This window comes from Roseovarius sp. PS-C2 (genome assembly GCF_018862045.1).
Classification (GTDB): Bacteria; Pseudomonadota; Alphaproteobacteria; order Rhodobacterales; family Rhodobacteraceae; genus Roseovarius.
Genome location: NZ_JAHKSQ010000009.1, coordinates 82,165 through 100,504 on the forward strand (window position 1 = coordinate 82,165; position 18,340 = coordinate 100,504).

Annotated in this window: 10 protein-coding genes; 1 reads left to right on the forward strand and 9 read right to left on the reverse strand. The window is 61.4% G+C overall.

The features are described from left to right. Positions 1 to 17 precede the first annotated feature (17 nt). From KPG71_RS16190 to KPG71_RS16205, 4 genes are read right to left on the reverse strand one after another with little or no spacing between them, the layout of a single operon-like run. Positions 18 to 1,337 carry a hypothetical protein gene (locus tag KPG71_RS16190; protein WP_216339215.1) on the reverse strand — a complete coding sequence of 440 codons (1,320 nt, stop codon included), beginning with the start codon at positions 1,335 to 1,337 and terminating at the stop codon, positions 18 to 20. After that, positions 1,334 to 1,912, reverse strand: coding sequence for an SCO family protein (locus tag KPG71_RS16195; protein WP_216339217.1), 579 nt, complete (start codon positions 1,910 to 1,912; stop codon positions 1,334 to 1,336). The genes KPG71_RS16190 and KPG71_RS16195 overlap by 4 nt, the downstream gene beginning before the upstream one ends. Next, positions 1,909 to 3,741, reverse strand: coding sequence for a hypothetical protein (locus KPG71_RS16200; RefSeq protein ID WP_216339219.1), 1,833 nt, complete (start codon positions 3,739 to 3,741; stop codon positions 1,909 to 1,911). Before KPG71_RS16200 ends, KPG71_RS16195 begins: the two co-directional genes overlap by 4 nt. Next, positions 3,722 to 10,819 (reverse strand): hypothetical protein, encoded by a 7,098-nt coding sequence (locus tag KPG71_RS16205; RefSeq protein WP_216339221.1) that lies wholly within the window; start codon positions 10,817 to 10,819, stop codon positions 3,722 to 3,724. Before KPG71_RS16205 ends, KPG71_RS16200 begins: the two co-directional genes overlap by 20 nt. Positions 10,820 to 10,966: 147 nt before the next feature. Between KPG71_RS16205 and KPG71_RS16210 the strand changes: the two genes are divergently transcribed. Then, positions 10,967 to 12,010, forward strand: a complete 1,044-nt coding sequence (locus KPG71_RS16210) for a serine protease (protein ID WP_216339223.1) — start codon at positions 10,967 to 10,969, stop codon at positions 12,008 to 12,010. Positions 12,011 to 12,101: 91 nt separating this feature from the next. On the opposite strand, the gene KPG71_RS16215 is transcribed toward KPG71_RS16210, so the two are convergent. The 5 genes from KPG71_RS16215 to KPG71_RS16235 are packed head-to-tail and all read right to left on the reverse strand — an operon-like array spanning position 12,102 to position 18,335. Next, a complete protein-coding gene (locus KPG71_RS16215; RefSeq protein ID WP_216339225.1) occupies positions 12,102 to 12,821 on the reverse strand; it encodes an SDR family NAD(P)-dependent oxidoreductase in 720 nt (239 codons plus the stop codon). A 4-nt stretch (positions 12,822 to 12,825) separates the two neighbouring features. Next, a complete protein-coding gene (locus tag KPG71_RS16220) occupies positions 12,826 to 15,024 on the reverse strand; it encodes a thiamine pyrophosphate-dependent enzyme (RefSeq protein ID WP_216339227.1) in 2,199 nt (732 codons plus the stop codon). Positions 15,025 to 15,053: 29 nt separating this feature from the next. Continuing rightward, positions 15,054 to 16,217 (reverse strand): iron-containing alcohol dehydrogenase, encoded by a 1,164-nt coding sequence (locus KPG71_RS16225; protein WP_216339229.1) that lies wholly within the window; start codon positions 16,215 to 16,217, stop codon positions 15,054 to 15,056. A gap of 54 nt (positions 16,218 to 16,271) precedes the next feature. After that, positions 16,272 to 17,540: a hydroxymethylglutaryl-CoA reductase, degradative gene (locus KPG71_RS16230; protein WP_216339231.1), complete on the reverse strand. Its 1,269-nt coding sequence runs from the start codon at positions 17,538 to 17,540 to the stop codon at positions 16,272 to 16,274. A 30-nt stretch (positions 17,541 to 17,570) separates the two neighbouring features. Then, positions 17,571 to 18,335: an SDR family NAD(P)-dependent oxidoreductase gene (locus tag KPG71_RS16235; RefSeq protein ID WP_216339233.1), complete on the reverse strand. Its 765-nt coding sequence runs from the start codon at positions 18,333 to 18,335 to the stop codon at positions 17,571 to 17,573. Positions 18,336 to 18,340: the final 5 nt, after the last annotated feature.

Genomic DNA, 18,340 nt, shown 5'->3' on the forward strand with positions numbered 1-18,340 from the left:
GTCGGCCACTTGCATCCTCATTCCGGCTGCACGCGCCCGGTTCCAAACCTGACGGATTGAAGGGTCACTTCCTTTGAGCCAGTTGGCGTGCCTGTTGGAAATTGGAGCCCGAGTTCGGGCCGCGAGACGGTGCCCACCGCCGAAACCAGACTCGTCCGGGTGAGATCCCGGCCGGCAATCCGAAGAGCGTCGCGCAACACCTCACCGATCAACACGGCATGGGCTCGTATCACCTCGATATCCTCGACAACAGCCAGGTCGAGCCCCGGTGTCTCGTGGCGTCCGACAACGAGTGTCCCGTCGAAACCCTCAAGCGAATTGAGCAAATTAACGACATACCCCCCCGGCACATAGATCGCCCGGGGGCTGCCGATATCCTGCCACGTCAGGGTGCCGCGGTTTCCGGACAGGAAGAACACACATTCGGCATGTCGCTCCAAACCGCGCGAAACCTTCAGAGGTGCCGGGTTCTTTTGAACAAGTCGTTCTTGCGCGTCCCGGAATTCCCCCTCCGTCGCAGTCAGGAGAGAGATTTGTCGGCAGCCATCAGTGCCGATCTTGTCGATGAGCGACCTGATAACGCGTTCCCGCGATGCGTAAAGGCTGCGGATCAAGGTGTGATCGTCGTCTTCGGACACCGCTGCAAGTGGGAAGAGAACCGGGATACCGGAGTCGGTGAATTGGGATTGGTCAAGCCGGCCTGAAGGAACCGGAGACAGCACCGCAACAGTCTGACGCCGCGCCTGATCCACGATCGACGGAAGATCGCCCACAAGAGGCCGCAGTTCCACCCGCCTGCCATAGAGACCATTGCGCGGAATTTTCGCCGCAATCATAGCGTCGAGGTTTTGAACCAGGCGACGCCCATAGGCTTCGCGACCCGTCGGAACGGGAACGCCGAAAACGATCCTGTCCGGATGGATGCCTGTCTTCTGCTCTGCCGTCAGCATGGACAGATATGCAACCAGAGAACCCATGGTCTCGTCATCGAACTCATATCGGGGCATCAGGCGGCTGATCCGCTTGCCCGACGGTGCAACGCCGGTTGCGAGCAGATTGTTGAACGATTCCACGTCATAGGCAGGTCTGCCATGTGCAGGCCGGGAAAGATACTCCCACGCTATCGGAGGGGCATCACCCTCTCCCCCACCGCGCCCGTCGCGGCGGTGGCATGTTCGACATGGGAAGCGGGATGCCTCGACCTTGTTGCTGCCAATAGCGGCATATCCCGGCGCTTCGGCCAGACCCTCGAAAACGGCGCGGCCCGGGCCCAGAGGATCGGCAATACCCGGAAACGCCCAGAAACTCAGAAAGATGACCGCCCGAAGCAGCGTCATGCCTCGAAACTGTTGAGCATTCGGATGAGTTCATCCGCATCGGGCATCGACAGAGAACGGAAATAGCGGCCCGATCCGATCTCACCGACCAGAAACACCGGATCGTGAAACTCGATATCTGCAACATTCGCATCAGCCGCTTTGAGGATTTCGGAAATCACGGCTGGCGAAGAGGTCAGCCAATGCCATTTCTCACTGGCGCCGAACGCCTCGGCCGCCTCCCGCATCTTTCCGGGCGTGTCATGGGCCGGATCTATGGTGATCGTCAGGAGGTGCACCGGCCTTGTCACCTCACTTCTGCGGTCATCGACAAACTGCAGAATCTGGTTGCCAAGCGGGCAGATCGACTCGCATGTCGTATAGCTGAAATTGATCACGACAAGCGCGTCCTGATCTATATCGCCCCGCAACCGAAATGCGCGGGCGGACGCATCGAGCATCTTGGCATCGGGCAGGTCGATCCGCGCCTCCTGAAAATTCTCGGGGCCGGATGGCCCAAACGTGGTGAACCCGACAACAGCGGCGGCAATCGGCACGGCGACGAGGATGGAAAGCAGAATCGTTTTACCAATCATGACGATACCTCGAGTAATACAGCACTTTTGAGATGAAGCTTCTCCGGGAGGGCAAGCGGTTGCAGGGCATAGGGTCCGGGATGGGGAAACCTTACGCGCCCCCTCAGCTTGCCATCCGGCGCACGCAGGGCGGTCATCCTGCCGATCCAGGAGGAAGACAGGCTGGGCACCAGAAACTCGACGCGATCGACGGCAATCGGATTGCCTGCCCTGTCGTGGAAGGCCAGTTCGATCTCGACATCCTTGCCAGCAGGAACATGGCCCTGTCCGGCATCGACACTCAGGGTCACCAGGTCCGCCTGCTGCATATCCACCGGGCCGCGCACCCTAAAATCGAGACAGGCGGTCATGCCGCCGATACCTGTCGTCAGGACAAGTTCGTGATCTCCCCCCGGAACAAGAGCAACGGTTTCGAACACGCCAGGGTCGGTTTCGCGAAAACTGCGGTCAATCACCGCGACACGCGACGGGACACCGCCACGAAGCCGGACGGAATCCATCGGAGGCATCTCTCCGACCGCCTGATCGTCGTGAAGCAGCCACCCCGTTTGGGTTTCGGGCGAGACGGCAAGCACCTGTGGCGATGGCCAGAGAGGAACCAAAAGGCCCTCCGTACTCCGGGGTTGCGCCGATTTACGGGCGAGATCGATCTTTCGAATCTGCGCCCCTCGCCCGAGCGATACCGAGGACAGGTCGATCAGACCGGCAAAACCGCCGTCCAGACTCAGAAGATAGGCCGCATCGTCGGTAAAAGTGACCTCGGCAAGTGTGCTGTCGGTCAATTCGAGCGGCTGGACCACTTCGGCCCGAGCAACGTCAATCACGACGGCGGCAGAGCCGCCGGGGGTGTATGCAATAGCGTGGCGGCCATCCGGACTGGCAACGACACGCCCCGCCTTGAAACCCAGCGGGACGTCGATGGATTGGCCCGGTGCGTCCGGATAAACGATCCGTGCCACCCTGCCGGATACAGGAACGGTAATTGCCGAACCGTCATGAAGAAGCGCGAGATCGCTGAGGGGCTCGAATTGAGGGGCGTCGAACACCGTACGGCCTGTTGCACCGTCGAACACCAGAAGCCCGCCCTGATCGGCAAAGGCGGCCAATAACGGACTGTCGGGTTCGCTGGACTTGCGAAATGTAACGGCGCCATCACCGACACGGCGAAGGGCATCCGGATCGCCAAAGGGAAACATATGACCATCGACCCGCCCGACCCAGATACCGCGTTCGTCCCCTCCTGCGACATCGGACAGCGGTGGCTGACGTTCGAAATGCTGTTTCAGAGCGCCCGTCAGCAACGACAAGGACGATATTCCAGCCCCGTCGGCATTCACGAAAAAGGCCCGAAAACTGCGTACATCCACCGCCATGGCCAAGGGTCGTCCGTCGAGATTGGCGGCCGCGATCATGTTGGAGGATTGCAGGTTCAGCTTGGGATCAATGACGCCAACACTGGCGCCTTCGTTCAGCGAAACAAGCAGGATACCGTTCAGGTCAACCGACCCGACCGGCGGCTGTGCCGTCACCCGAAACGCCTGTGCCGCCTCTTCGCAGCCTGCATTTCCCGGTGCCTTGCTGCGGACCCACCCCGCAACCGTCAGGCCGCGTGGGGCCCGTCCGGTCGTGACATCGGTCAGCGAGACACGCATCCCGATCGCTGTTCCCGCCTCGGGCCTGACAGGACGGCGCGTTTCCGGGTCGAAGAAGTCCAGTTCCGCAGCAAGGCTTGCCCGCGCGTCCTGTGCCCCGGCGCTTTCAGGACCGACAGCCAGCGACATGACCGCCACGACCAGCGCAGCAATTGACCTAGTTGCAGGATGTATCATCGGTATCCAGCCTGCCGGAGGGCACGACATCCAACAGGCCCCATGTTCCACCGGAACGAAGATGCAAAGGTCCGTCGAACCAGAGATAGCAGCCTTCGCGCATGACTTCCGTCAGCGATGCGCTCATCGATTTTCCGGGGGCCAACAGGGCGGAATGCGGGAATCCGAAATCCGGAAACAGATCGTCGTAATCCTGCGCGATGGTCACGAATGCCCGCTGACGCGCCCGCCCGCCCGGATGCACGAGATGGATGACGACTTCTTCTCCGGCTTCGGCGCGCAACACTGGCGTTGCCGCATTGGCCTTGAAGACACCATCGCCGAAATCAAAGGCATTCAGGTTGAAATGGCGCTCAATCGTATCGCCGTTACCGTTTCGTCCGCGAAGCTCCCGTCCAAAGCTGGCGCTGCGATAGTTTACGCCCTGATCGCCAAGATCATAGCTGTCGTCGCAAACCTCGCATTCGGCGACCAGACTGGGCGTGACCGCCGTGGAACTTCCGGGGGGCAGATAGCCCTTAAAGATGTCCCTGGTATCGCTGTCGCGCAGATTCAGCCCGTCCTGCCAGAACAACGTGAACTGGCGGATCGGGTGTGCCGTTCCGGCAAGGTCCGTTTCGATCCTGCTGATCCAGACGGGTTGCGATTTCATCGGAGCGGCAACGAAATGACCCGGAGCGATCTCGGTTCTTGTTTGGCCATCCTCCAAAGTCGCGCTCTTGGGCATGATGTTGACCGACCCGAACAGCCCATGCGCCCCGTGTCCGATAATATCGCCCATCGATTTTATGGGAAGTGCGCCATAGGCGTAGGGGATGAAATGGACACCATCCAGGATGGCCGCCTGCGCGTCGCCCGTCAGGTCATCGAGAAGCGCCTGCAAAGCCTGATGCCGGTCGGCGGACAGAATGTTGCGCATGACCTGGGGACCGCTGGTGGCAAGCACACCGATATCCACCAAACGGCCACCAACACGGAACACCGCCTCCGATTGTTCGCTGGGGGTGATCTCGCCAAAGGCAACGAACCCCTCGGTTTCAGCGGCAAGCCTGATCTGCGTCCATGCGGTATCCGTCGACCCGAGAGCAGGGCCAAACGCCTCGGAAACCTGTTCTATCGGATCGAAATCCAGGTCCTTCGGCGCCGATGCCCGGCCCGCGTAAAAAGTCAGAAGCTCGATCTGGCTGTTTCGGGGACTGTCCGGCATATCCATGCACTCATCCGCCGCACCGCCGCCACCCGGCACAGGGCAGATCGACAAGGCCGGATCTTCCACAACCGGTATGCCCGCCAGTGCCCATGACCCGTTGCCACCGAACGGCATGGCGACATTCTGTCGGTGGTTCAGGACAGGCAAGGGAAAGGTCAGCGCCAGCCGCGCCGAGGGGCGCAGATTGACCGTTTCGGTCTGTTCGAACGTCCAGAGCTCGTTTCCGTCGCCTTCGGTATGGCTCCAGACCGGTTCAACATTGAGCGGCACGATGGGCGGCATTCGTGCGTCTCCGAGATCGTCCCAAAGCCCGCTTGGGTCGCCCTCGCCCGTGTCGCGCAGCGCATTCAGGACGGCGAGTTTCACACAATCGCCTGCATTCACCGAAAGGACGAACGGTTCGGGACGGTCGTATTTCCGGGTTATCGCCGCGCTGATGGTCGAAAGCCTGATACCCTTCCAGAGCTGCGTGTTCCCAAGATCTTCCGGTGTCACGCTTGCGGGATTTTCCGGCGCAAGAAGCTCTCTTGGATCGACGAGCGCCAGAAACAAGCCGTTCCGGTCGTAATAGCGCGGGCCGTATGGAGTGCCCCAGTCTCCCGCCTCCGGAAGTTTGCCGAATACCGTGCTGGCTTCGATTGCAACGACGGCGGCATAGACACGCGGCGCATCGTTGGCGCAGCCGAATACCTGCGTCGGCGGGAAGGTGGCGAGAGTGGACGCAATCGCTTCGTTCCCGTCCGCAAGCAGCAACCGACGACTGTTTTCAAGCGCCACGATATCCGTTTCCCCGGCATTCTCGTGGACCCGGAACAAACCCCAGGCACCGTTCCACAGGGCATCTGACGACCCGAAGTGAAGCAATGTGTCCGACGCGCGGTCCTGAAGCGAGGGAACAGCCTCGAGGCCCGTCGCTTCCTGCCGGAAAACACCCTGAAACTCGAAATGCTCCGAAATACCGACTTCCTGCGCGGGGATGCGCCCGGTTGCGTTGAAACATTCACCCAGGAAGGTTTCGTATGCGTTCCAGTAGTCCCGGTCGGCCGCATTCGCGAACGCTTCGGGCCCCAGACGCAGCCACATGGAGTACTGATCCGGCCTCCCCGTCCGCGCGGCATCCAGACGGGTGCAGGCATGGGTCAGGGTTCCTGCCGCGGTGATGTCGCCCAGGATTGGACTGCCGGCGGGAAAGGCCTGATCGATATGGCGCGGCCATGTGTACCCTTCCAGCGTAAAGGTGTGCTGCACTTCCTGCGCACCTTGTATCAGGCGGAACTGCACCTTGTCGCCCGACAGGCTTTCAAAGACCGGCGTGGCTGGATCGCCATGCACCGCCGACAGGAAGACATTCGCCATGTCGCCCCGATCTCCCGGTCGCTGTTGTCTGACCGAACAGGTTTCACGCACACCGGTTTCCAAAGAGGCCACCCAGTGATCGAGTTCCTTCAGATCACAATCCTCGCCCTCCAGATTACCTTTACCCACACGCAGAGGTATGGGCTCTCCGCGATAGTTGACGAGGTAGGGATCGTGGTGATCGACCGAAATGCTTTCGGGCCGCTGCGGTGCGACAACGGGTTTGGCGAGCGGCGCAGCCGGATCTACATCCGGATCATTGCCTGCCGCCTTCTGGCGGTAGGCGATCATCTCCTTGCGCAGATCGTCGAACTCTGTCGCGGAAATCTCAACGCCGGGGCTGATATCATGCCCCGAGATATCTCCCGGACGTCCATTCGCGATCCATGCCGGAGCCGCATTCCCGGCGGGAGCGAAAAACTTGCTTGGATCACTCTCGTCCGTCGCGATCGCCGATCCACAGATATCGCGAAGCCTCTCCGGATCGTTCTGATACCGCGCTTCGCAGACCAGCGTCCCCATACCTTTGAACGTATGCCCTGCCGTTCCGTTCAACGCCGCGTCGAACTCCGCCGGGTCCAGCCTGTCCCTTGGGTCGTAGAGCAACGCAAAATCGGCCACGGCAAGCGCGAATTCTCGATATGTCCGATCCTCGATGCTGCCGGGACCATTCAGAGTCCCCGCCACCGCCTGATCAATCAGCGCCTCGTCGAACCTGTCCACTATATCGGGGTCGTGAATCACCTTGCGCGCACCGACATCGCTGTCATCAGCAAGAACAAGGGCCCGGTCATTCCTCTGGTCGGTGCATCCGCTGCCCGTGCCATTGCTGTTTGCGGGACAGGTCTGCGAACGCTGTGGCTCGATCACCAGCGCAGTGTAGAAACCGTGCTGCTGAATCGAGGACGGACCAAAATGATCGTGGCTGAAAACGGTCTTCAGCGTCCGGTCGGCGAAACTGTCGCCATCTCCATCGGCCCGCGTCGCGCTGAGGATCGGATCGGCAAACCAGCGTTGTACCGTTGTCTGGAAAAGCTTGCGGTTTTCGCCCTCCTGCAAAGCCTTGCGCCAGATATCCTTGAACGCCTCCGCAACTTGCCACTTGCCGTCTTTTTCAACGCACAATCCCTCTGTCTCGCGCAGTTCCAGCGCGGATGGCGGCCGGTCCGGATTGGTCGCCATACCGCCGTTCTTCGCGGCGCAGATTCGCAGCGCGATTTCATCCGGCGCGAATGTACCGTCCTCGTAATTGAACCCGTTGCCCGACCCGTCGGACGAGGTGACATCGAACTTCACAAGGTGGATGTGCTGGCCGATCGTGTCGGTTGGGGTCTTCACCTGGAAATCGTCGAGTTCCAGTTCTTTCGGCAACTCGTTGGTATGCCGGAATTCGATGCATTCACCTGAAAGCGCGCGGAAGAAGAACGGCTCTTCACTCGCACTGATCACCGGAGAAATCCGGCGCTGACTGGCAATATCCGCATCCTTGTACTTGCCGGAATTACGGGTGAGCACGTTGATGCGTGCCTGTGGATCGTGCCATCCCGCACGGTTGGTCACCAGATCGAGCTGTACCGCAGACGCCTCATAGCGCCGATACCCGACGACTGCCGGATCGGCCGTGAAAACACCGGCAATTTCGGTATCCACAAGGAACGGGTCCGCCTCGGTGATCTGTATCGGGCCGATGATTTCCTGCTGTGTGCCGTCATCTCCGACCGTGTAGAGTTTCGGGCGATCTTTCGGCGTGGCGTCGGGATGCAGGCGTTTGACCCATCCCGTCACCTCAAGCGCGGTCGCTTTCTTGCGGTCCGCCTCCGGGATGATCGTGGTCGACAGATCAACGTCGCCATCGACGAAGAAAACGGTTCTCTGCTGGTGCGTGTAGGAATCCGCCGCTTCCGTGACGCTGCCGAGCGTGTCAGGAGCGCCGCAAGGGTCTGCATAAGGGGCACCGGGTTTACCCGGAGCACCATTCACCGAATAGACACCACCGGGCGACGTATACCCACCCAATACCGGATCGTAAGTGCTGGGTGATCCATCTGCGGCCTTCAGCGTCAGGCCGGAACCGTCATGATGAAACGCCATCGCCGCGCGCTCGAGCGGCGTGCCGTCGTAATCGAGCAGGTTCAGGTCCATCGTCTCGATCTTCATCGACATGTCGCCAAGCGCCAACGCCTTGGCGACGATCTGTTCCTGCCGGATTTCGCGGTCCGTTTTCTCGCCGCCATTCAGCGCATCCTCGAACTCCGCCGCCGTTGGGGCGGGAGCGAGGTCAGGAACCTCGAACGGAAAAATGCGCTTGCCCGCATTCACGACATGCCGGGGAAGACCGCCGTCAAGGAACTCATCGCCGGGGTCCGAGGCCGGGGTCCGTGCGATATCCATCGGTGGCTGCGGCGGCCGATGGCCGGGCTGTCCGGCAATGTAGAACGGGTATCCCGGCATGGCGTCGACGGTGTCCGTCTCGGCCGGCGTATCCGGATCGCCATAGGTGGGCAGTACGGGCCAGGGCTGTCCGGGAAGTGGAACAACAGCCGGGATCGGCGTGCCAAGCTGGCGCGCCACAGGATTGCCATCCGCATCGGATGCAGGCGCGTTCCAGGCTCCGGTCACCGGATCGACCGAGCCGGGACGGCTCAACTCGCGGATTTCCTTCTTCATCTCGGCCAGCGACAGGGATGGCTCCCACTGCCCATCGGGAAGCTTGCGGCTCCCGTCTTCCAACGTATCGTGGACGCGCCAGAGCTCCCACATGCCTTGGGCGAAATGCGGATAAAGATGGCAATGAAAGATCGAGTCCCCAACCGTACGGTTGCGGTTGCCCGAACCCAGCGTGTCATACCAACCGGTCTCGCCGTCCTCGCCGCGGCGGTAAATCTCCATCCCGCCGCCGTAGATGCGATATGTAAATCCTTGCTGCGGCGCGACCGTCTGCGAGTCGAGATATGCGCCGCGATTGGCGTCGTTGCCGCTGAACCACTGATGTGCATGCAGGTGGAAAACATGTGTCTCTTTCGGACCGGCATGAAAATTCCGAAAGACGACCGGATCGTTCAGATAGGAATGGTGAACATTCGACGGATCTTCGCTGAATTGCTCCAACAACGCGGGATCTCCGTTTGCCCATGAGGTCAGAAAGAATTCTTCGTACAGGCATTCGATGCAATCCGCGGCAGGGCCGATTCCCTTGCGGTTGGCAAGAACCATCGCGCCCATGCCACTGGAGCCATAATTGATCGCGAAACCGTCCTTTACCCCGGCAAGCTGACCTTCGGCAAAAAGACCGAGTTCTTCGTAATTTCGGGTCACGAACGTCTTGAGTTCGTCGTGGAAGAAAACCGAAAACTCACGGTAGATGATGCCCGCCTTGTCAGGATCGCCGCCGTATTCCGGAGCGCGGTGAACGATCGCGTTCAGATCACTGTGGACGATTTCATACGCATCGCCGTCCAGTTCGCGCAGCATGTTGAGGATCGGAACACCATTGGGCCCCAGGGCCTCATACGGCGCCATGTCTCCGGCGTTCGTCACGGCATCGAGTTGGCCATCGTCCAGACGATCAACGCTCCAAGCCGCATCGAAGGCCGCTTTCGAAACCTGGCTCCGGTACCATTGGGTATCCGCCGGTTCCGCCACCACGGCACCAAACAGCCCGTGGGTCAACGAACCTCCGTCGCCCTCGCCCCCCGATGGTGCTGCGGTCGACGCCAGAAAATAAGGCCCTTCGCGCAGAACGGCATAAAAACACTCGACAGGATCGCCCTGAACGACCGGCGCCAGCCCGATACAACGATCGTCAGGGCGCCCATCGGTCTGTTTGTCATGCGGGTTCGCCACTGCGCGCAACCCCTGGATCGCAAAATTCACGCTTCTGGTGCGGGGCCAGTCTCCACCCTCCGGGGCGGACTCCGGCGACTCCGCGGTCTTGCTTGCATCACAGGTGGCCTCGCCATGATCGACGCGTGCCGTGTCTCCCCAACTCACCCAATCGCGCAGTTTCGTCAGAAGACTGTCGGCCCCGTCCGGTTGCTTCCGACAGAACGTCTCGGAAATGCCCGGCGCGGCCTCTCTCAGCAGGTTGTCCAACCGGACATGCAACAGATCACCGACATTTGCCCGCAACGTCAGGGGGCGCGGGCGCTTGCAATCCCTAAGCCGGACATCGCCGGGCCTCAGCGGGCCACCGCCGGCCTCGGTTCCCAGCAACGCGTCGCACGCATCGGCGGTGTAATGTTCGGGCGCATCGCTCATCGGTGCAACGTCACGCCGCAGCGCAAAGATCATCCCATAAGGATTGAACGAACCGAACCGATTGTAGACCAGGACCTGATCCAGCGCGACGACATCAGCACAAACCGTTCTCTTCAGGCTCAAGTCCGCGACTTGGTCATGAACGGGTTTGCAGTTCATCGCTGTGCTGTCGTCACTCTCGGCCGCGACAGCGAAAGGTGCTGAAACGAAGACAAAGCAGGCGGCAAATGCGCCCTTGAGGAAAATACGGGACATGAAAAATAACCTCGGGCAGTAAATAAGTTACGCGCCGAACATAAGCGCACCACAACCAAAACCTGCTCGATGTGTTATGCTTCTACTATAACGAGCGAATCTATTTACGTCAAAGAGTGTTGTTTCGACGATTCCAGGGAGGGTTGCATGTCTGATCGCCGATTGAATTTCGAAGAGCGCATTCTTCGGAGACTGCCGCGAAGTCCCGCAAACGAACTCATCTCGCGCCGACGCCTCCGCGACAGCAGGCTCGACATTGCGCGCATCAACCGGCTGATGGACCGGGTCCGCGCCGGTGAGACGCTTGACGAAACCGAGACGATCACGCTGTTCTCGATCATATCGCCCGAGCTGCGGCCCGCGATCCCGGTGCTGAACGACCTTCCCGAACCGACGGACCACCCCCTGTGGCTGGACCTGAACGAAAGCGCGGCCCAGAACATACTGGGAAAGGTCTGCAAGGCGACGGGGCGGATCGAGTACAGTTCCGGCGCAGAGTTCAAACCATACGGAAGCGGTTTTCTCGTCGCGGACGACCTGATCCTGACCAACCGGCATGTTGCGGATGTGTTTTCGATGTCGGTGCGCGGTATCGGGCATTTCCTGAAGTTCGGTTACGATGTGAGGATCAATTTTTGCCGCGAGATCGACCGCTGGGATACCGATCCGACCTGCACCAAAACGGTAACCGAGGTGCTGATGCTGCATCCGTGGTTCGATCTCGCGCTTCTGCGGATTCAGGAAAAACCGGACGGTGCAGAACCGCTTTCCCTGGCGATTGCGGACGCTGACACAATTCAGGATACACGCGTCGCAGTCGTCGGGTATCCCTCGCGAAATCCGGACGAGGATGTCGATATCCAGCGGCAGGTGATCCGCGAATTCGACAGCAAGCATGTTTCGCCAGGCTTCGTGGACGAGGTCACCGTAAAATCGTTTGACGGCAAGACCGGGCGGGCGATCGGGCACGATAGTTCCACGCTTACGGGAAACTCGGGGTCACCGGTTGTCGATCTGCAAACCGGCAATGTCGTCGGCCTGCATTTCAGGGGAAATGCCGATGGCCTGAACTGGGCGGTGCCTGCCTCCGATATCGCTTCGGACACCCGCATCATAGATACCGGGATATCGTTCGATGGCGTCGCAGTGGCGCAACAAGGCCCGTGGGATACCGCTTGGGCCGTCGTTTAACGGCTGGCGGTCATGCGCGGGTGTTTCACCCCGGCAATGGCAGGCCGGTCGCCTGGCTGCCGGATATGCCTTGGGCTTGCTCCGGCCCGCTTCAAACCATGTAGACGCCGCCGTTCACGTCCACTGTCGCGCCGCACATATAGCTTGCCGCGTCGGAACACAGGAAAACGATTGGCTTGGCGATTTCTTCGGGTTTCGCCATGCGGCCAATGGGGATCGACGACGCATCTATGTTGGAGGATTTCACCATCGCCGTCGCTGTCGCTCCGGGGGCGACGGCGTTGACATTCACACCATGAGGGGCGGCCTTGGCCGCCATCCATTTGGTCATGGAAATGACACCCCCCTTGGCCGACACGTAATGCGGACTGGCACGCAACCCGCCCATGCGCCCGGCGACCGACGCCACAAGAACCGCCTTACCGTATTTTTGCGCGATCATCCGGGCGATGGCGGGCCGCATGACATTGATCACCCCCTTGAGGTTGATATCCACCACCCGGTCAAAGGTATCGTCCCAATCCCCGTCGTTCCAATCGTCCCAAGGGCAAAAACCGGCATTGGCAACAATGGCATCCAGCCTCGGCTGCGCGCCGATGAACGCCTCGGCTTGCGCGCGGTCGCGGATATCGAATGCCGCCGTTGCCACACCGGTGCCGATGTCGCGCAGTTCGTCGGCCAGATCGTTGCAACCTTCAAGATCGCATAGCGCCAGATCGGCCCCCAGACCGGAAAGGATACGCGCGGTTTCCTGCCCGATGCCCCCGGCAGCGCCGGTGATCAACACGGTCTTTCCTTCGAATGACAGCATGGCGTTACACGGCCTCCTTTCCGGGTTCGGGCAGGGCGCTGTCACGCAGCATGGCCAACAATTCCTTGGTGATGTCGTCCTCACCGGCCAGCGCCGCACGCTCCAGCACCCGCGAAACGGTCGGCGGCGCCCAGGCCCCGGTGACGCGCTTGACCGGCTGATCGAGATAATCGAAAAAGCGCCGCTGAATCTCGTCCACCAGAAACGCCCCGAACGCGGCCCCGCGCGTGGTTTGCTCGATGATCGCGACGCGCCCGGTCTTGCGCACGGACTGCCCGATCAGGTCGTAGTCTATATCGCGCTGCGACAGGCTGCGCAGGTCGATCACATCTGCGCTGATCCCCAGGCTGGCCACCAGATCCTTGCAGGTCTCGACCATACCGAGCGATGTCAAAAGCGTCAGATCGCGGCCTTCGGTCACGCGCTTGGCCTTGCCGATAGGGATGTAATAATCCAGATTCTCCGGCACCCGGCAGCGGCGTTTGTGCAGCGCTTGCGGCTCGATGATCAGAACCGGATCGTTGCAGCGCATCGCGGCATTCATCAGGCCCACATAATCGAACGCGTTTGACGGCGCGAGGATGTGCCAGCCCGGAAACAGCGCGAAACCGCTGGTCGGGTCCATCGAATGCTGCGAGCCATACCCTTCCAGCCCCGGAAGCCGGCACCGCAATACCATCGGAACCTGCGCCGTGCCGTTGAACAGATGCCTGATCTTGCCAGCCTGATTGAACAACTGGTCCGCCGCGACCAGAAAGAAATCGCTGTACATCAGTTCGACGATGGGCCGCAGCCCCGACATCGCCGCCCCGACGGCCAGTCCGCAAAATCCGTTCTCGGTGATGGGGGTGTTGATGATCCGGGTCTCGAAAAACTCGGACAAGCCGCGCGTCGCCCCGACGGTTCCGCCGCCCATATTCGCCACGTCCTCGCCGAACAGAACGATACCGGGGTCGTTTTTCATCGCCGCGCCCATGGCGGCGGGGATCGCTTCGATGAACGTCATCTCGCGCATCTGTTCGGACGGGAAATCCTCGGCCTCCGCCGCGCGAAGCCCCGAGAATTCCGACATGTCCGAGGTCAGGTGATCGTCAACGCCCGCAGGGTCGGGCCAGTGTCCGGCGTGGATCGCCATGGCCGACCCCTTGCCCTCGGTACAACTCTCCGCTGCGGCCTGCATCGCTTCCGACACCGCGGTATCGATGGCGTTCAGTTCGTCCTCGCTCACAATACCGTGCGAGATCAGCTTGTCGCACAGGAATTCCCAAGGGGACCGGGCGCGCCAGGCCTCCTCCTCCTCTTTGTTGCGGTATCCGAACACGCTGCCCGGAAAGGGCGATGACTGATGATAATAGCGATAGACATCCGCCTGCACGAAAGCCGGGCGGCCCTGTGTGCGAATGTGATCTTCGGCCCACCGCGTGGCCAGCCAGACGGCCAGAGGGTCCATCCCGTCAACATGAACGCTTTCAATACCATGCGCGCAGGGGCGGGTGTTCAGGTTGGTCTCGAAAGTGGATTGTTCGATCGTCGTCGAAACGGCATAGCCGTTGTTTTCGCAGAAAAACAGAACCGGCAGGCGATAGAGCGCAGCTAGGTTCATCGCCTCATGCGTCGTGCCCTGATGAATGGCCCCATCGCCGAAGAACGATACGGTGATCCGCTCACCGCCCTGCTGCTTTTCGGCGAAGGCATGACCGCAGGCTATCGGCAAGCCCCCCGCGACGATGGCGTTCGTGCCCATCACTCCCAGATTTTCCCGCCGCAAATGCATCGAGCCGCCACGCCCGCCGGTCCAGCCCTCCTTGAGCCCCAGTATCTCGTGCATCATGCGCCGGATTTCTTCGCGCATCTCGTCCCGCAGGACAGGCGCCGCCGATGGATCGAAATTGTCGGTATAAAGCGCGTTCACGATCTTGGCGACGACCTGATGATGCGCCCGGTGAGAGCCGTTCATCATCGTGTCGATGGGCAGCGCCGCAAGGCACCCCCCTGCCCCGCCTTCCTGCCCCAAACTGGAATGCGCGGGGCCATGAACCAATCCGCGCTTGTCCAGCGACAGGATCGTTTCCTCGAACCGGCGCGCAGACAGAACCAGCGTGGCAAGCCGCTTGGCGTCTTTCGTCGATAGACGCGCCCAGTCCGAGTCCTCGGTGACAAGGCGGCGCATGCCCGTTTTCATTTCAAGCCGGGTGAACTTCATCCTCGCCTCCTGCCGGTTCGGGTACGCATTCAATAGGCCGTCTGCAAAAGGGTCAGGAACTCCTGCTGCGTGGTGTGGCGCGGGTTCCAACGGTTATAGTTCAGTGCATGGCAACGCTCTGCGATCTCGGGCAGGGCCGCCTTTTCGACACCAATATCTCTCAGGCGCGATGGCACGCCCAGATCATCGCAAAGGGCCTCGATGGCGCTGATGGCCCTGCGCCCGGCGGTCAGCTCGTCACAGTCGCGCACATCCTCGCCCATCGCCTCGGCGACCTGCGCGTACCTGCCCGGCGCGGCGATGAAATTGAACCGCGCGACATGCGGCAGGCAGGCGGCATTCGCCAACCCGTGAGGCACCGGGTAAAGCCCGCCAATCGCCATCGCCATGCAATGCACGTTCCCGGTTCCGGTCGTGCCAAAGGACATGGCCGCCATGGAGGCCCCGCACAGCATGTTCAGCGCCGCATCGGCATTTTCCCGGTTCGCGACATAGGGGCGAATGTTCCCCGACAGGACCCGCATGGCCCTCAGGTTCCATGCGTCCGTGAACGGGTTCGCCAGTTTCGACAGGTAGGATTCAAAAGCATGGACAAAGGCGTCGACCCCGGCATGAACCGCAACATGGCCCGGAACCGTCGCCACCACCTTCGGGTCGAGAACGGCATGAACCGCAGGACCGAACCGGGCATGGCGGATCGCCATTTTCACATTTCGGGCCGTATCGGTGATGACCGCCGCCCCTGACACCTCCGAACCCGTTCCCGCCGTCGACGGGATCGCGATCAATGGCAGGGGCGCGACATCGAAGGCATCGACCCCTTCGTAATCCGCGATACACCCGCCATTCGTGGCGACTATGGCCACCGCCTTGGCCACATCAATCGCGCTTCCTCCGCCAAGGGCGATGACGGCATCGGCCCCTGCGGCGTTCAGCACATCGAACGCTCCGTCGACATTGATATCCTTGGGTTCGGGATCGACACCCGAGAATTCGCAGAACCCGACACCGGCCCCCGACAAATCGTCAATCAATCGCTTGTAAGCCACCCCGCCGACAAGCGCCGGGTCGACGACCATCATCACCCGCGACCATCCCGCCCCGGTCACGATCCGCGTCACCGCAGCCAGTGCGCCATGCCCGAAATGCAACCGTGTCGGACAATGAAAACTGACGATGTCACCTGTGAGCATGGAACATCACTTTCCTGAAATTGGCGAGCAGAGGGCGGGACAGCGCATGCCAGTTCACCCCCGCAACTCCCTCAGCAGCCGCGTTGCAGTGCGTTCGTTAATGTCACCGCTGGCCTTCATCGCTTCGGCAATCCGGGCAATCTCGTCACCTGCCGCACCGGCCGTGATCGCGATATTCTGGGCATGCAACGCCATGTGCCCCTTCTGGATGCCGTCCGTCGCCAGGGCCCGCAACGCGCCGAAATTCTGCGCCAGCCCGACCGCCGCCACCATGCGCGACAGTTTCTCGGCGCTGTCCGCGCCCATGATCTTCAAGGCAAGCTGCGCAACGGGGTGAATACGCGTGGCCCCGCCCACGATCCCCAGCGACAAGGGAACCTCGATCGACCCCGCCAGATCGCCATTCGCGGTCTTTTCCCACCGGGTCAGCGGGCCGTACTGCCCGGATTGCGCCGCGAATGCGTGGGCGCCGGCCTCGATGGCGCGGGTGTCGTTGCCGGTTGCCAGCACGACGGCGGACACACCGTTCATGATGCCCTTGTTATGCGTCGCGGCACGATACGGGTCGATCACGGCGAAATCCGCCGCCTCCAGCATCGTCTCCACCACCTCCAGGCCGCCGATCTCGTCTGCGGGCCAGACGGCCTCGGCCCTGACGATGCGGCGGTCGGCAAGGTTGGACAGGATGCGCAACAAGGACCGCCCCCCGACCCAGTCCGCCAGAACCGGGGCCAGCCGCTCGGCCATGGTGTTCACGGCATTTGCCCCCATGGCATCGCGGGTATCCACGATCAGATGCACGACCATGACGGTGCCCTTGCGCCCGTTCAGCAGGCGAACATCCACATCCTGAAACCCACCGCCAAGCTCGACAAGCACCGGGTCGATATCGTCGCAGAACGCCCTGATCTCATCGACCCGGCGCAAAATCTCGAGACGCGCCCGATGCGGATCGGCCACATCCAGAAGCTGGATTTGCGCAATGGTCAGCGAGCCAGCATATGACGTACGAAACCCGCCGGTCGAGCGACAGCGCCGCGCCGTATTGCACACCGCCGCGATGACCGAGCTTTCCTCGGTCGCCATCGGAATCAGCACATCCTCGCCATCCACGATCATGTTCGTGGCCAGCCCGAGAGGCACCGGCATGACACCGATGGCGTTTTCGATCATCCTGTCCACCAGATCGTCAGGCAAGGCGTCCAGCCGGTCCAATGCGCCGGTCGCTCCGTCGCCCTCGTCAATCCAGTCCGACAGGATTTCGAGCCGTTTTTCACGGCTGAGGGTTGCAAACCCGGACAGTCTTGAGGTGCGTTCGCTCATTCGATTTCCCTTCCATTTCAAGGGCAGGCGTTACGCCCGCATCACAAACCCGCCATCCACCGGGATCGCCGTACCGGTCACAAAGCGCGAGGCAGCCGTGCTCAGAAACAGGATGGTTCCGGCAATGTCCTGCGGCTCCGCCCATCGGCCAAGCGGGGTTCTGTCCCGAACGCGCGCATCCAGATCGGGCATGTCCAGCCGCGCCTGCCGGGTCAGCGCCGTGTCCACCCACCCCGGAAGAACGCAGTTCGCCCGGATTCCATCCTTGGCCCATGCCGCCGCCAGACTGCGGGTAAGCTGAACGACACCGCCCTTTGCCGCGGCGTAGGGCGCTGTCATATCGTTGGCCAGAACCGACATCATCGACCCGATGGTGACGATCCGCCCATCCCCCGACTGGCAAAGCTGCGGATAAAAGGCCCGTGCCGTCACGAAGGTGCCGCGCAGGTTTGCATCCAGAACGGCATCCCAGTCCTCGAGGCTCAGATCCTGCGGCGGGCCCCGCCGGTTTATCCCGGCAGCGCAAACAATCGTATCGACACCGCCCATATGTGCCCTGGCCGTTTCGGCCAGCCTCTCGGCGTCGGCCTCGTCCGATGCGTCGGCGGCACAGAACCAGACATCACCCTTGTCCGCGAGACCCCCAAGCGCCGCCTCACCGCGGTCTTCGGAACGCCCCGAGATCGTCACCCGTGCCCCGGCCTCCAGAAAGGCCTGGGCAGCGGACAATCCGATGCCGCTCGTCCCGCCCGTGATGACAACGCACCGTCCCGTCAGATCGAAAAGATCACTCATGCGAA